Origin of the sequence: Streptomyces sp. NPDC047085 (assembly GCF_040643735.1) — a bacterium.
Lineage (GTDB): Bacteria > Actinomycetota > Actinomycetes > Streptomycetales > Streptomycetaceae > Streptomyces.
The window spans coordinates 114,931-130,167 of sequence record NZ_JBEYUW010000007.1 but is presented as its reverse complement, the minus strand read 5'-3'; the positions used below and the strand labels follow the sequence as shown (position 1 = coordinate 130,167).

Below are 15,237 nucleotides of genomic sequence, written 5' to 3'. Positions count from 1 at the left end.
GACGAGGGAGTTGAACCCGAGATGCAGACCCTGGCGCACTGGGACGGCGGACCCGGCCCATGGATCCTTTTCTTCCCGCTGATCTGGGCGGTTGTCGTGATCGGCGCCGTCACCTTCCTGCGCCGCACCGTCTGGCGCGGACGCGGCGGCCCCTGGCGGGCTCTGGACGCGGGGCGCCCGGCGGGCGACTCGCCGCTCGCGGTCCTCGGCCGCCGCTTCGCCTCCGGCGAGATCGACGAGGACGAGTACTGGCGCCGGCTCTCCGTCCTGGAGGAGCAGTTCGGCCACACGGGCAAGGGCGGTGCGGCATGACCACGACGACCGCACTGCGGACGGCGGCCCGTGTGGCGGGCGCGGTCAAGGTGTACGGCGCCGGCGACACCGCCGTACGCGCCCTGGACGGCGTGGACGTCGACTTCCCGGCCGGCCGCTTCACCGCGATCATGGGCCCTTCCGGCTCCGGAAAGTCGACCCTGATGCACTGCGCGGCCGGACTCGACACGCTCACCTCGGGCGCGGCCTGGATCGGCGACACCGAGCTGGGCGCGCTCGACGACCGCCGGCTCACCCTGCTGCGCCGCGACCGGGTCGGCTTCGTCTTCCAGGCGTTCAACCTGGTCCCGACGCTCACCGTCGCCGAGAACATCACCCTGCCCCTTGACCTCGCCGGGAAGCGCGGCGACCAGGAGTGGATCGACGCGCTCGTCGACGTCGTCGGGCTGCGCGACCGGCTGCGCCACCGGCCCTCCGAGCTGTCCGGCGGACAGCAGCAACGCGTCGCCGTGGCACGGGCGTTCGCGGGCCGCCCGGACGTCGTCTTCGCCGACGAGCCCACCGGCAACCTCGACTCCCGCTCGGGGGAGGAAGTGCTCGGGCTCCTGGGCCGGGCCGTACGGCAGATGGAGCGCACGGTCGTCATGGTCACTCACGACCCGGTCGCCGCCGCCCACGCCGACGAGGTGATCTTCCTCGCCGACGGCCGGCTGGTCGACCGGATGCGGTCCCCGACCGCCGACAAGGTCCTGGACCGCATGAAGGCCTTCGAGGTGCGGTCATGAGCGCGTCCCTCCGGCTCAGCCTCAACTCGCTGCGTACGCACCGGCGTCGCTTCGCCGGTACCTTCCTCGCCGTCTTCCTCGGGGTCGCCTTCCTGGCCGGCACCCTGGTCATGGGCGACACCCTGCGCGCGAGCTTCGACAGCATGTTCGGCGAGGCCACCAGCGGCACGGACGCCGTCGTGCGTGGCGCCGACGCCATCACCACGCCCGGCGAGGCCCAGGGCGTACGGCGGCCCGTCGACACCTCCCTGCTGACCGCGATCGACCGCGTCCCGGGCGTCGCGGCCGCCGCCCCGAACATCCAGGGCGCCGGCCAACTCGTCGGCGCCGACGGCGAACCGATCGGCGGCCAGGGCCCGCCCACGCTCGCCGGCAACTGGATCGACGACCCGAAGCTCAACCCCTACCAGCTCGCCGAGGGCCGGGTACCCGCCCGGACCGGCGAGGTCGTGGTGAACCGGGGCGCCGCCAAGAAGGGCGGGCTGAAGATCGGCGACACCACCACCCTGCGCACCCCCGACCCGGTCAAGGTGACCGTCGTCGGCCTCGCCACCTTCGGCGGCCAGGACGGCATGGCCCAGGTGACCTTCACCGGCATGACCCGGGCCGACGCCGAGAAGTACCTCACCGTACGCCCCGGCCAGGCGGCGAGCATCCAGGTGCGGGCGGGTCCGGGAGTGAGCCAGCAGGAACTGGTGCAGCGGCTGACTCCCGTACTCCCCAAGGGAGTCGAGGCCATCACCGGCCAGCGGTCGGCGCAGGAGAACACCGACATGATCTCCAGCCAGTTCCTGAACCTCTTCACCACCTTCCTGCTCGTGTTCTCCGGTGTCGCCCTGCTGGTCGCCACCTTCTCCATCCACAACACGTTCGCCATCGTGGTCGCCCAACGCACCCGTGAGAACGCCCTGTTGCGCGCCCTCGGCGCCTCCCGCCGCCAGGTGACCGCCTCCGCCCTCGCCGAGTCGAGCGTCGTCGCCCTCACCGCCTCCCTCGCCGGACTCGCGGGCGGCATCGGCATCGCCGCCGGGCTCCAGGCGCTGTTCCCGGCGATCGGATTCCCCTTCCCCGACGGCGACCTGGTCATCAAGAACCTGTCGATGGTCCTGCCGCTCGCCGTGGGCATCCTGGTCTGCCTGGGCTCCGCGCTGCTGCCCGCCCTGCGCGCCGGACGCACCGCACCGCTGGCCGCCCTGCGCGAGACGGCCGTCGACGCCTCCGGCGCCTCCCGCCTGCGGGCAATCGCCGGTACGGTCCTCGGTGCCGCGGCGCTGGCCGCCACCCTCACCGGCGTCCTGGTCCAACCCTCCGTGTGGCTCGCGGGACTCGGCGCCCTGCTCGCGCTGGCGTCCTTCGTGGTCCTCGGCCCGGTCGCCGCCACCACGGCCGTACGCGTCCTCGGCGGCCCCCTGGACCGGCTGCGCGGAGTCACCGGCGGCCTCGCCCGGCGCAACGCCGTGCGCAGCCCCAAACGGACCGCCGCCACCGCGAGCGCCCTGATGATCGGCGTCGCCGTCGTCTCGCTGTTCACCGTGTTCGGCGCCTCCCTGAAGGCCACCATGGACCAGACGGTGTCCCGGTCCTTCGCGGGCGACATCGCGGTCAGCGCGCCCTCGTTCGGCGCGGGCGGCAGTGGGCTCAGCCCCCGGCTCGCCCCGGCCCTGCAACGGCTGCCCGAGGTGGACACCGCCGTCGGGCTCGGCCGCGGAGTCGCCGAGGTCGACGGCAAGGGCAGGGCACTGACGGTCACCGATCCGGCCGCGCTCGCCCGCACCTTCGACCTCGGCACGGTCACCGGCTCCCTGCGCGACCTCGGCAGCGACGGCATCGCGCTCACCCGCGCCGAGGCCGACCGCCAGGGCCTGCGCACCGGCGACACGGCACGGCTCACCTTCACCGACGGCACGACGGAGAACTTCACCGTTCGGGCCGTCTACGGCCAGTCCGAACTCGCCGGCGACTACGTCATCACCCGCGCCGCCTGGGCGCCCCACCGCACCCAGGACTCGGACACACTGATCGCCGTCACCTTCAAGCCGGGAGTGAGCACCGACGACGGCAAGGCGGCGGTGAAGAAGACGGCCGACCGGTACGGCAACCCCGAGGTGCAGACGCGCGACGAGTACGCGCAGTCCTCGGCCGGTGGCATCGACATGATGCTCACCCTCGTCTACGCGCTCCTCGCCCTCGCGGTCGTCATCGCCCTGCTCGGCATCGCCAACACGCTGACCCTCGCGCTGCACGAACGCACCCGGGAACTGGGCCTGCTCCGTGCCGTCGGCCAGACCCGCGCCCAGCTGCGGGCCATGGTCCGCTGGGAGTCGGTCCTGGTCGCCGCGTTCGGCACGGCCGGCGGCCTCGGCCTCGGCGCGTTCCTCGGCTGGGTCCTGGTGAAGGCGTCCGACGGCGCGAGCGACACCGCGTTCGCCTTCGCGCTCCCGCCGGCCCGCCTCGCCGTCGTGGCCCTGGTCGGCCTCGCGGCGGGCGCCCTCGCGGGTCTCCGCCCGGCCCGGCGAGCGGCCCGCCTGGACGTCCTGCGGGCGATCGCCACCGAGTGAGCGCCGTCGTACGACGCGGAGCGCGGCCGAAGCGCCGTCGTACGACCCGGGATGCGGCCGGTACGACGTCGTACGGCGTACGGTCCAGGGCTCGGCCGGAACCCCGCACCGGCCGCTGCCACGGCACCTGACCTGGCCCGGCCCGGCACCTGATCCGGCCCGGCTCGTACGGGCGGTGGGTCACCGCGACCCACCGCCCGCCCGCCGCGCCGGGCGGTCACCGCCCGGTCAACCGGGAACGGCCGACCGGGCGGGAGCGGGTGTCGAGGCCGAAGCCGAGGCTGAGGCCGCGATCGGAGCCGGAGCCGGAGCCGGAGCCGAGATCGGAGCCGGAGGTGAGGCCGTGACCGGAGCCGGGGGCGACGCCGGGGTCACGGCCGCCGCAGGTGCGAGGGCCGAGGCGTGGGCCGGAGCCGGGGCGGGGGCCGCCGCGGCGACAGGGGCCGGGGCCGGTCGACCCTCGCTGATCCGGGGCGCCTGCTGCGGCTCGGCCGTGCGGCGCGGCAGGCGCGCAGACTGCGTGCGCGCCGCCGCGGACGCGGGCAGCGTGAACCAGACGACCTTGCCGTTGTCGCCGTCCGGACGCGCCCCCCAGCTCTCGCTCACCGCGGCCACCATCGCCAGGCCCCGCCCACAGGTGGCAAGGGGGGTGGCGTCCGCCGCCTCCGCATCGTCGGCCACCACCGGAAGCCGCGGATCGTGGTCGCGCACCGAGACGGTGAGCCGGTCGGGCAACAGTTCCAGCTCGACGGTGCACGACTTGTCGGGCCGGGCGTGCCGGTGGACGTTGCTCAACAGCTCGGTCACACCGAGCGCGGCCCGGTCGATCAATGGGTCCAAATGCCAGTAACGCAACTGTGCAGATACGATTCTGCGGACCTGTCCGATCCGCGACGGCAGGGCTTGGAGCTCCACCGTGCAGTGCCTGCTTGGGTGACTGATCACGGCTGCGACTCCCCGATGTGAGGTCCGGAGGAACCGGAAGAACACGGAGAACAACGGATCCAGCAGGGTGGTGCTTGCGTCCAAACGTCCGCCTGCTGTCGTGGCCGGCGGGCTGGTTCGCAGCGTAACCGCCGGTAAACCCAGAGTGACGTGAGACCAGCGTGACGCAGTGGTGGCACTCCCGCAACTCGCCGCGACGGGACGCAGGTCAGTCGCCGCGCCCGGCCGCCCGGCGCACCGCCTCGATGAACCGCCGTGCCGCCGGCGGCCCCGGTTCGCCCGGCGCGGGATCCTGCTCACCGAGCGTCAGCAGATAGCGCTGGCCGTTGAGGTCGGCCAACGCCCGGTCGTCCGAGGCGAACCAGGGCTTGGACGCGCGGACCGCCTGCACCGGCGCGCTGTCGATCTCGCTGCCGTAACTGGTCAGCAGCTCCAGCCTGCCGTCGCTGATGCGGACCTTGCCGGCCCGGGTGAGCGAGCGCAGTCCCTTGCCGATCCGCACGCCCGTGGCCGTGAACTCCGGCTCCGCCATCCCTCGCCGCCCCCTTGTGCGCGTCGCTCGCCGTATCCGGCCCGCCCGGGCACGGATCCGGCCCGTGTCCGGTCGTACCGTCCGCGGTCGTGCCGTGTCCGGTCGTACCGTCCCCGGTCGGTGCCGTGTCCGGTCGTACCGTCTCCGGCCGATCCGTCTCCCGACGTACCGACGCCGGTCGTTCCGCTTCCTCGGTGGTCCGGGTGATTTCGTGTGCGCCCCTGTTCGGGGCGATCGTCCCGTGCGGTGCAGTCTGCCCCGATGCGGCGCGGAGCACCAGTACGTGGAGGGAGCGCGCGACGGGCGCCCGGAGCACTCGCGCCAATGCGCCCCGAGCACCTCGCACGGGTGTGCCTCAGCCTCGCTTTGGGTGGCTCAAAGATGCGTTTATGCAGGTGAGAAGCGGTGTGGAAGGTGCCTATCATCGAGATGCCGGCCGCGCGAGGCGCCGTCGGCGCCCACTGTAAGGAGCCCCGCCGTGAGCACCACACCACAGACCCGGACCGGCGCCACCCTCGATGTCGACCGCAGCGACGCCGCCTACCGGGACTGGCTGAAAGAGGCCGTCCGCAAGGTCCAGGCCGACGCCAACCGCTCGGCGGACACGCACCTGCTGCGCTTCCCGCTGCCCGAGCGGTGGGGCATCGACCTGTACCTGAAGGACGAGTCGACGCATCCGACGGGCAGCCTCAAACACCGCCTCGCACGCTCCCTCTTCCTCTATGGCCTCTGCAATGGCTGGATCCGCCCGGACCGCCCGGTCATCGAGGCGTCCAGCGGCTCGACGGCCGTCTCCGAGGCGTACTTCGCCAAGCTGATCGGGGTGCCGTTCATCGCGGTCATGCCGCGCACGACGAGCGCCGAGAAGTGCCGGCTGATCGAGTTCCACGGCGGGCAGTGCCACTTCGTGGACGACTCCCGGAAGATGTACGAGGAGTCCGCCCGCCTCGCGGCGGACACCGGCGGCCACTACATGGACCAGTTCACCTACGCTGAGCGGGCCACCGACTGGCGCGGCAACAACAACATCGCCGAATCCATCTTCCGCCAGCTGGAGTTGGAGCGCTTCCCGGAGCCCGCCTGGATCGTCGCCACGGCCGGCACCGGCGGCACCTCGGCGACCCTCGCGCGCTATGTCCACTACATGCAGTACGACACCCGCATCTGCGTCGCGGACCCGGACAACTCCTGTTTCTTCGAGGGCTGGACCACCGGCGATCCGGACGTCACCTGCGACTGCGGCTCCCGCATCGAGGGGATCGGGCGGCCCCGCATGGAGCCGAGCTTCGTGCCCGGCGCGATCGACCGGATGATGAAGGTCCCGGACGCGGCCAGCGTGGCTGCCGTACGCGCTCTGGAGCGGGCCATCGGGCGCAAGGCGGGCGGCTCGACGGGCACCGGCCTGTGGAGCGCGCTGAAGATCGTCGCCGAGATGGTGGCCGAGGGCCGTACGGGCAGCGTGGTCACCCTGCTGTGCGACCCGGGCGACCGCTACCTCGACAAGTACTACTCGGACAGCTGGCTGGAGGAGCAGGGGCTGGACATCGCCCCGTACACGGAGGCGATCGAGTCCCTGCTGGCGACGGGCGTGTGGCCGGAGTGAGCTGAGCGGTTCGGACCGGCGGCGCACGTGCGGCTCGGATGGGCGGTGCACGAGTGGTTCGGACGGACGGTGCACGAGCGGCTGGGGTGCGGCGGCGCCGAACGGCCCGGGTGCGGCCGGGCGTTACCCGGCCAGGCGCCGGTCCAGTGCGGCGGCCGCCTGCTGGAAGGACCGCCCCACGCCGGGGCGGGCGAGTCGGCACACGAGGCGGAAGGCCGCCGTGCCGTCGAGCGCGAACGTCATCTGAACGCGCGTGCCGGTGCCGGCCGGAGTGAGCCGCCACTCCTCGATCCAGGCGCGGGCGCCGGGGGTGTTGGTCACGTCGACGCGGTAGGCGTACACCTCGGGTGCCTTCGTCACCAGCACCGACTCCTGGAAGCGGGTGCCGCCCCGCAGCCGCACCTCGCGCCCGCCGTCGGTCGCCCGGGCCGAGGCCACGGCGGAGAACCACTCGGGCCAGCCCGCCACGTCCTCCGCGAGCGCCCGGAACACCGCGTCCGGGGTGGCGCCGACGTCCCGGGTGAACACGAGCCGTACGGGAGCGGTCTCGACGAAGTCGACCCCCACCGGGCGCAGACGATGAGCCATGACGACGAACCCCCTCGTGAAGTCCCCGGAAAAGCAGGGGAGTTGAACGGGCGTAGAGCGGCCGGCTCAGACTAGCTGACGCCTGGTCAGATGTCCTCGGGGTCCCCTGGGTCCCCGGGGTCCTCGTCATCGTCCGGCTCGCCCGCCACCACGAGCCGCTGCAGGTGCTCGGAGATCTCGGCCCGCGCCTCGGCGGGCAGCCCCGCGTCCGTGACCAGCGTGTCCACCTGACCGAGCGTGGCGAACGAACTCAGGCCCACCGTCCCCCACTTGGTGTGGTCGGCGACCACCACGACCCGCCGCGCCGACTGCACCAGCCGCCGGTTGGTCTCCGCCTCGGCGAGGTTCGGCGTGGACAGGCCGGCCTCCACCGATATGCCGTGCACGCCGAGGAACAGCAGGTCGAAGTGGAGGGCGGCGATCGCCTGGTCGGCCACCGGCCCCACCAGCGAGTCGGACGGGGTGCGCACCCCGCCGGTCAGCACCACCGTGGCCGCGCCCTGCCGCTGCCCGGAGGTGCGCTGCGCCGCGTGGAAGACGTCCGCGACCCGCACCGAGTTCGTCACCACGGTCAGGTCGGGCACCTCCAGCAGGTGCTGGGCGAGCGCGTAGGTCGTCGTACCGCCGGACAGCGCGATCGCCGTACCCGGCGTGACCAGTCGCGCGGCGGCCCGCGCGATGTCCTCCTTGGCGGACAACTCCAGGCCCGACTTGGCCTCGAAACCCGGCTCGTGCGTGCTCGGCTCGACCACAGGCACCGCGCCGCCGTGCACCTTCTCCAGCACACCCTGGCGGGCGAGCGCGTCCAGATCGCGGCGCACGGTCATGTCCGACACGCCGAGCCTGCGGGTCAGCTCGTTGACGCGGACGCCGCCCCGGCGCCGGACCTCGTCCACGATCAGGGCGCGGCGCTGCTCCGCGAGGAGGTTCTGATTCTCGCTCACGTACGCTCCGGTCCTTTCGCCGCACACCGTCCGACACGCCCGGCACGCCTCCTCCGACCTGGACATTCCATGTCTCCGGCAGCGCGCGGGCGTCTCATCTTTTCACGGGTCGGCACTGGTTGCGCCACTGCCTGTCACGACGCGCGCATGCCAGCCGAGCCCCGTGCGGGCCCCCGGTGTCCCGGCCGGCGTCACACGTATCGGGGAGATTCCATGACGGGAGGTGTATGTCACCCGGGAAGCGGAGAACCTGAAGCGCGCACGGACACGGACCTTCAGACCTTCGGACGCGTCACGGGGGAAGTGCGAGAGCAGTGGAACGTGCGCAGGAACGCATCGCCGGGCACCGGCCCCTCGCCGCCCTCGCGCGGCCCGCACCGGCGGAGCCAGATCTGGAACTGCTGGTGCACGGGGTCGGCGGCACCACGCCCGAGAAGATGCTCGGCGACCCGCGGACGGTCCGGGTCACCGGCGACGACACGGCCGCCGTCTTCCGTCGCACCGAGGATGTCGAGAGCGCCGAGGGCGCCGAGAGCACGGAGACCGCGGACGGCACCGGCGGCGGGGGAGTGCCCCGCAGGGAGCCGGTGCGGGAGGCGTACGTCTGGTGCAACCTCACCTCCGGCGACGGCACCCGCGCCCTGTGGCTGTTGCTGCTGCCCTTCATGGTGGTCAACCTCGCCCACTGGATGCGCCCCGCCGCACCCGGCCACGCCCGCGCGGTCCGGCTCTACGGCCTGCTCGTCCGCCTGATCGCGCTCACCCTGACCGTGCTGCTGGTGGCCGCGGCCTGCGAGGTCGCCCTGGACCTGGTGGCCTGGCAGTGCGCGGGCGTCCCCGCCTGTGCCGGCCGGCACTCCTGGCTGGGCTTCCTCTCGCCCGCCGCGTCCGGCGACGGCTGGTGGAGCCTGCCCGGCCGCCGGCTCGCCCTCGCCGCGCTGATCCCCACCCTGCTCACCGCCCTGCTCTGGTACCTCTCCCACCGCACCTGGAGGGCGTACGAGTCCCATCGGCCGATCTCCCACGACCCCGAACCGGACAGCGACGGCAGCGCCCTGGCCCGTCCCGGCTTCTGGTACGGGCGCCGCCTGGTGGCGCGGCTGCGCGCCGCCCACACCGCGGCCGGCCTGCTGACGGTCGCGGCCGCTCTCGTCGTGCCCGCGGCCCGCTTCGACCACCGACCGGGCGCCACCGCCACCCTGGACACGCTCGGCTGGCTGCTCGCCGCGGCCCTGCTCGGCGGCGCGGCCGTGGTGGTCGGCGTGGTCTGCCGTCGCGGCCGCAGCGAGAAGACCCTGGACCGGCAACTCGACCGTCACCTCCTACGCGGTCTGCCGCTCGGCGCGCTCGGTCTGCTGCTGCTCGCCGTGCTGTACGCGGGCTGGTCACGGCCCGGCTGGCGGTCCGCCGGACGACTGCCCGGGGACCCGGCCTTCGACGCCCTGATGGCGGTCCAGGGACTGCTCGCCGTGGCCCTCGCGGTCGTCGCCCACGCCCTGTACCGCCGGCACCCGGACCCGCGCGCCGGGATGCGCGGCCTCGGCGGACCCGCGGTCGCGCTGCTCGCCTGCGCGCTGGGCGGGGTGATGTCCGGCGGGATCGCGCAACGCGTGGCCGACTGGCTGGACGGCACCCGCGCCGCACTCCACGGCCCGCCCGTGCTGCTGACCTGGCAGGCGTCCGCGATCCCGCCCATCCTCGCGGTGCTGCTCGTCGTCGTCGCCTGGCTGGCCCTGCGCACCGCGAGGCTCGCCCGCACCGAACGCGAGCGCGTACGTCACGAGCACCCTGGCGAACCCGAGGACCCCTCCCGCACCCGGAGCATCGCCCAGGCCCGTGCCATGGCCACCCTCACCGACCGCGCGCCCCTGGTCGTCGCCGTGCTCTCCGCCACCACCCTGCTGCTGGGCGCGGCCGCGCTGGCCGGCGCCCTGGCGACCGGCACGTCCCCCGACGCGGCGGCCCGCAGGACGGACGACGTCCTGCGGGCGGCGGCCGAGACCTCACAGGCGCTGGGCTCCTGGCTGGTCGGGCTCGGCTTCCTGCTGTTCGTCACCTGGGGCCGGCGTGCCTACCGGGACGCCTCCGCCCGGCGCACGGTCGGCATCCTGTGGGACGTCGGCACCTTCTGGCCGCGCGCCGCCCATCCCTTCGCACCGCCGTGCTACGCCGAGCGTGCGGTGCCCGACCTGACCTGGCGGGTGGCGACCTGGACCGAGCGCACCGGCGGCCGGCTGGTCCTCTCCGGCCACTCCCAGGGCAGCGTTCTCGCGGCCGCCGCGGCCTGGCAGCTCGCGCCCTCCGTCCGCGGACGGGTCGCGCTGCTGACGTACGGCTCCCCGCTGGAGCGGCTGTACGGCCGCTGGTTCCCCGCCCACTTCGGTCCGCCCGCACTGGCCGCGCTGCACCACGACGTCGGCTCCTGGCGCAACCTCTACCGCCTGACCGACCCCATCGGCGGCCCCGTCCGCGTCGCCCCGGTCGGTGCCACGGACGTCGACCACGAGCCGCTGCGGGACCCGCTCGCCTACGGCCGCACACCCACGCACCCGCTCCCGGCGCCGATCCTCGGCCACTCCGACTACCAGACCGATCCGGCCTTCGCCCGCGAACGCGACCGCCTGCTGTCCCGCCTCACCCCCGACGTGCCGGGTCCGCGCCCGGACCCGGGGACACCGGCCATGTGACGCCGGGGCTCAGGGCAGCTCCGGCAGGTCCTCGGCGTACAGCAGGGTGAGCTCGTCGGTGCTGGGGTCCTCGACCTGGGCGACCCGGCTCGCGTGCCGCTCCACCATCGCCTCGAAGGTCTGGCGTGCCGTACGGCCGTTGCCGAACGCCGGGCCCTTCGGGATCGCCGTGAAGTACGTCAGGAGCGCCTCCGGGGCGCCCGGCGCCAGCCGGTACTCGTGTTCGTCGGCCTGCTGCTCCACGATCCTGAGCAGCTCGTCCGGGCCGTAGTCACCGAAGGTGATCGTCCGTGAGAAGCGGCTGGCCACGCCGGGGTTGACGGACAGGAAGCGCTCCATCTCGGCCGTGTAGCCCGCGACGATCACCACCACCGCGTCCCGGTGGTCCTCCATCAGCTTCACCAGCGTGTCGATGGCCTCCTTGCCGAAGTCGCGGCCGGCGTCCTCCGGGGAGAGCGCGTACGCCTCGTCGATGAACAGCACACCGCCGCGCGCCCGTTCGAAGGCCTCCTGGGTGCGGATCGCGGTGGAGCCGATGTGCTCGCCGACCAGGTCCACCCGGGACACCTCGACCAGGTGGCCCTTCTCCAGCACTCCGAGGGAGGCGAGGATCTCGCCGTACAGCCGGGCAACCGTCGTCTTGCCGGTGCCGGGGGAGCCGGTGAAGACCAGGTGCCGCTTGACCGAGGCCGCCTTCAGGCCCGCCTGCTGCCGGCGCCGGCCCACCTCGATCATGTCGGTCAGCGCCCGCACCTCGCGCTTGACGCTCTCCAGCCCGACCAGCGCGTCGAGTTCCCCGAGCACGGCCTTCGACGTCCGGGCCGGCTGCTCCGGCTCCGACAGGGGGACGAGCGGCTCCTGCTCCGTGCTGCGCTGCCCGGGAATCGAACCGAGCAGCCCGCCGGGGGACGGGGACGCCGTCTGTACGGCCGTCGCGCGGGGCGCCGGCGGCCGGAGGCTGCCGCTCTCGTCGCTGGTGCAGTCCTCCACCACCGGGCCGGTCCCCGAGCCCGCGTCCGGCCCCGCGTCGGCGAACTCGTAACCACCGCGCGCGCACCGCTCCGTGCGGCACTTGCGCAGCGTCGTACGACAGCCGTCGAGCACATGGAAGCCGTAGCCGCCGCTGCCGCTGACCCGGCAGTTCAGGAAGCTGCCCCGGCCGCCGGCGGACACGTAGAAGCCCGCCTCGGCCGGGGAGCCGACCGTGCATCGCTCGATGGTCGGGTCGGCGCCCTTGGTGACGATCACACCGGTCTGGGTGCCGTCCACGGTGCAGTTGTTGAGCGTGCCGCCACTTCCGTGGTCCCGGAACCAGGCACCGGTGGCCGCGTCCCTGATCCGGCAGTCGTCGAGCTGTGCGGTCGCCCCGTCGCTCACCGACACGGCCGTGTTGCGCACTTGGGACAGGTCGCTGTCCACCACGTCCGCCCGCGAGCCCCGGTCCAGCACGAACAGGGCGTCCGGCACGTCGTGCACCCGGCAGGAGTCCAGCACCGCCGTGGCGCCGTCGCTCACCCACACCGCCGGATAGTCGCCGGTGCTGTCGAAGATCTCGCACTGGTTGGCGTCCACCCGGGTGCCCGGGTCCCACACCGACAGCCCGTTGCGCCCGAACTGACGCACCGTCGTGCGGGTCAGCGTGAGCACCGAGCGGGAGCGCAGGTCGATCGCGTTCTCCGGGATGTCGTGGATGCGGCAGTCGGCCAGTGTGAGCACCGCGTCCGTGTCGAGCGTGACGCCGTCGGCGGAGGTGCGGTGCACATCGCAGTCGGTCAGATGCGCCGTGGCCCGCTGGGTGACCTGGACTCCGGAGCCCCGGACCTCGTACACCTCGCAACCGACCGCCTCGAGCGAGGTGTTCTCACCGGTCGCGCTCAGCCCGATGCCGGAGGCGTGATGCACCCGGCAGCGCTCCAGGCGCGGGTGGGCCCCGCCCCGGACCGCCACCGCGGCCTGCCCGGCCGCGACGACCTCGCACTCCTCGAACACCCCGCTGCCGCCGTCGAGCACGGCGATACCGATGCCGGCCGGGTTGTCGACCGTGCAGCGGCGCAGGGTCGGCCGGGCCGCGCCCCGCACCTCGATGCCCGCGGCGGACCGGGTCACGATCCGCACGTCCGTCAGCTCCGGCGTGCCCTCCTCCACCAACAGCGCGGGCGCCGCCGCGTCCTGGCCCTCGATGTGCAGACCCTGCACCACCGCCGAGGCCCGCACGGTCAGCGGCACCCCGTCCATGGGCGCGATCCGCACCGAGCCCGGGGACCCCTCGGGCCCACGCAGCGTCACCGGCCGCTGGACGACGAGGTTCTCCCGGTAGGTACCGGGGGCGATGGTGAGGACGTCGCCGTCGGAGGCGGCGTCCAGGGCGGCGGCGAGCGATGCGTACTCACCCGTGCGGCGCCGCCACCGCGAGGTACCGGTGTGCGTCACCTGGACCGTGCCCTGTGCCATGGCGTTGCTGTGCCCCCACCTCGTGGTACGTGTGCTCGTTCACCTGCGGGGCGCGGTGGCCGGCGGCGGGACCGCGAGCGCGCTCGGCCCTCGGGCCTCGACGCGGTCGTGCTCCGGACACCGGCGCGCCCCTTCGGTTCGCTCGCGCGCGGGTTGATGCCGAGACAGAGTCGGCCGGTCCACCGTAGCGTGCGCGCGGACCGCGGGTTGACCAGAGGCGGAAGGCCGTCAGCTGCCCGTGCCCGCCTTGCCCCAGTCCGGGCCCGCCCGGTCCCAGGCATGATCCCAACGCGCGTACCGGCGGCGGACCATGCGCCACAGGATCAGGCGCCGGCCGCCCTCGACCAGCCCCGCCGTCGCCAGGGCCGCGCCTATCCCGGCGAACACCGCGTGTGTCGTCGCCGTGGCCGCGTCCAGCGGGCGGGTCGTTATTCGGCCGTGCCGATCCGTCCAGAGGCCGAAGCGGTCGCCCTGATGCGGGGACTTGAGGCGGGCCAGGACCGGGCCGTGCCGCCGGGTGCCGTCCGGCGCGGTCCAGTCGGCCATGACCCGGCTGCGGACCTCGTGCGCGGCGCCGATGTCCGGGTCGGCGTCCGGCGGCGCGTCACTCAGCTTGCGGACCACGGTGGCCGTGACCAGCTGGCGGGAGCGCTGCTGCTGTCCCACCGACCGCTGCAGGGCGTCCTGGGCGGCGGCACCGGCCAAGGCGCCGATCAGGGGCGCCGCCACGACGATCAGCAGCAGCGCCGCCAGGGCCAGCCAGGCCTCGGCCAGATCGGTCCCCCGGCGCAGCGGATTGCGCCGCCAGCGCCACAGACCGCTCAACACCCGCACGTCCCCCACCCCCTTCGGCTCCGTGACAGTCCCCGGCGGAGCCGCTCACCCCGAAGCCCGGCCAGGAGAGAGCGACATCACGCCCGACCGTGCCTCTCACGAATCTCTCACATCACCCCAACGACCAGGCTTCGTCCCCGGTTCCCGGTCGTCCGCCCGAACGCGGACCGCCCGCCGCCGCGCGCTACGCGAGCACGCGCACCGGACCCCCGACCCGGATCGTGCCGGTGCCGAGGGGCACCAGGTTCTGGCCGAAGACCAGTTGCCCGTCGCGCCTGCGGTGGCGCGCCAGCGTGTGCAGCGGCTCCCGGCCGCGCGCGCCGCTGTCCTGGTCGGTGGTGGTCACGACACAACGCCCGCACGGCCTGGCGACCCGGAAGACGACCTCGCCGACGGCGATGCGGGACCACTGGTCCTCGGCCCATGCCTCGGTGCCCGCCACGACCATGTTCGGCCGGAACCGGTTCATGGGCAGCGGACCCTCGTCGGCGTGGTCGCCCTGGGCCAGCAGGGAGTTCAGGGCGTCGAGGGAGGCGAGCGTGGTGACCAGGAGGGGGTATCCGTCCGCGAGGCTCACCGTCTCGCCGGGCAGCGCGAAGTCCGGGTCGACGGGGCGGCACGTGGCCGGATCGTCGAGGTGGACCAGCCGGACATCGGCCCCCAGATATCCGGCACACCACGCATGCGCGGCACCGCAGGCCGCGACCGCCTCCACCTTGGTGCCGAAGATGTCGATGACCACGGTCCGCCCCGGCTCCGGGACAGGCACCGTCAGCGGTGCCCGGCCGGGCGCGGACAGCAGAAGGCCGCCGCCGGGCCGAGGCTCGGCGGCGGCCTGCGCGAGGCGTGGCTGCTCGCGTTGTGTGACGACCTTTCCCCCGTCGTCGACAAGTGCCCAGCGGCGGTCCCCGGCCAGCCCCCAGGGCTCCACCACGGACTCCCGGAGCGACAGGCCCCGGAACGCCTTGACCGGATGGATGTGGATCGACTGCAGCGTTGCGTTCCCCATGGCGCCACCTTGCCAGGTGGCGCCGCAG

General features: G+C 73.7%; 11 protein-coding genes and 1 pseudogene. 5 read left to right on the top strand and 7 right to left on the bottom strand.

All coding sequences use genetic code 11. The annotated features are described in order from the left end of the window. The first annotated feature begins 21 nt into the window (after window positions 1-21). Genes ABZ865_RS24300 through ABZ865_RS24290 form a run of 3 tightly spaced genes read left to right on the top strand, consistent with a single transcriptional unit; the run spans window position 22 to window position 3,616 of the window. A complete protein-coding gene (locus ABZ865_RS24300; protein WP_361233981.1) occupies window positions 22-312 on the top strand; it encodes an SHOCT domain-containing protein in 291 nt (96 codons plus the stop codon). Beyond that, window positions 309-1,058: an ABC transporter ATP-binding protein gene (locus ABZ865_RS24295; RefSeq protein WP_361233978.1), complete on the top strand. Its 750-nt coding sequence runs from the start codon at window positions 309-311 to the stop codon at window positions 1,056-1,058. The genes ABZ865_RS24300 and ABZ865_RS24295 overlap by 4 nt, the downstream gene beginning before the upstream one ends. Beyond that, the gene (locus tag ABZ865_RS24290) at window positions 1,055-3,616 is read left to right on the top strand and encodes an FtsX-like permease family protein (RefSeq protein WP_361233975.1); all 2,562 of its coding nucleotides are present in this window, start codon (window positions 1,055-1,057) and stop codon (window positions 3,614-3,616) included. Before ABZ865_RS24295 ends, ABZ865_RS24290 begins: the two co-directional genes overlap by 4 nt. 525 nt (window positions 3,617-4,141) lie before the next feature. On the opposite strand, the pseudogene ABZ865_RS24285 reads toward ABZ865_RS24290, so the two are convergent. Both ABZ865_RS24285 and ABZ865_RS24280 read right to left on the bottom strand, forming a co-directional pair. Then, window positions 4,142-4,561 (bottom strand): annotated as a pseudogene (locus ABZ865_RS24285) (ATP-binding protein); the annotation flags it as partial. 208 nt (window positions 4,562-4,769) lie between these two features. Further along, window positions 4,770-5,093, bottom strand: coding sequence for a hypothetical protein (locus ABZ865_RS24280; RefSeq protein WP_361233972.1), 324 nt, complete (start codon window positions 5,091-5,093; stop codon window positions 4,770-4,772). A gap of 478 nt (window positions 5,094-5,571) precedes the next feature. On the opposite strand from ABZ865_RS24280, the gene ABZ865_RS24275 reads away from it, so the two are divergent. Further along, window positions 5,572-6,696 (top strand): PLP-dependent cysteine synthase family protein, encoded by a 1,125-nt coding sequence (locus ABZ865_RS24275; RefSeq protein ID WP_361233969.1) that lies wholly within the window; start codon window positions 5,572-5,574, stop codon window positions 6,694-6,696. A 123-nt stretch (window positions 6,697-6,819) separates the two neighbouring features. Here ABZ865_RS24275 and ABZ865_RS24270 read toward each other — a convergent pair whose 3' ends face one another. Both ABZ865_RS24270 and ABZ865_RS24265 read right to left on the bottom strand, forming a co-directional pair. After that, on the bottom strand, window positions 6,820-7,284 hold the full coding sequence (locus tag ABZ865_RS24270) for an SRPBCC family protein (protein WP_361233966.1): 465 nt from the start codon (window positions 7,282-7,284) through the stop codon (window positions 6,820-6,822). A gap of 86 nt (window positions 7,285-7,370) precedes the next feature. Beyond that, a complete protein-coding gene (locus ABZ865_RS24265) occupies window positions 7,371-8,228 on the bottom strand; it encodes a DeoR/GlpR family DNA-binding transcription regulator (RefSeq protein WP_361233964.1) in 858 nt (285 codons plus the stop codon). 335 nt (window positions 8,229-8,563) lie between these two features. Between ABZ865_RS24265 and ABZ865_RS24260 the strand changes: the two genes are divergently transcribed. After that, entirely contained in the window at window positions 8,564-10,915 is a 2,352-nt protein-coding gene (locus ABZ865_RS24260) for a hypothetical protein (RefSeq protein WP_361234577.1), read from the top strand. A gap of 9 nt (window positions 10,916-10,924) precedes the next feature. Here ABZ865_RS24260 and ABZ865_RS24255 read toward each other — a convergent pair whose 3' ends face one another. The 3 genes from ABZ865_RS24255 to ABZ865_RS24245 form a co-directional block, all read right to left on the bottom strand. After that, the gene (locus tag ABZ865_RS24255; protein ID WP_361233961.1) at window positions 10,925-13,366 is read right to left on the bottom strand and encodes a right-handed parallel beta-helix repeat-containing protein; all 2,442 of its coding nucleotides are present in this window, start codon (window positions 13,364-13,366) and stop codon (window positions 10,925-10,927) included. A gap of 228 nt (window positions 13,367-13,594) precedes the next feature. Next, window positions 13,595-14,200 (bottom strand): hypothetical protein, encoded by a 606-nt coding sequence (locus ABZ865_RS24250; protein WP_361233958.1) that lies wholly within the window; start codon window positions 14,198-14,200, stop codon window positions 13,595-13,597. Between the two features lie 184 nt (window positions 14,201-14,384). Next, entirely contained in the window at window positions 14,385-15,209 is an 825-nt protein-coding gene (locus tag ABZ865_RS24245; RefSeq protein WP_361233955.1) for an MOSC N-terminal beta barrel domain-containing protein, read from the bottom strand. Between the last annotated feature and the right edge of the window lie 28 nt (window positions 15,210-15,237).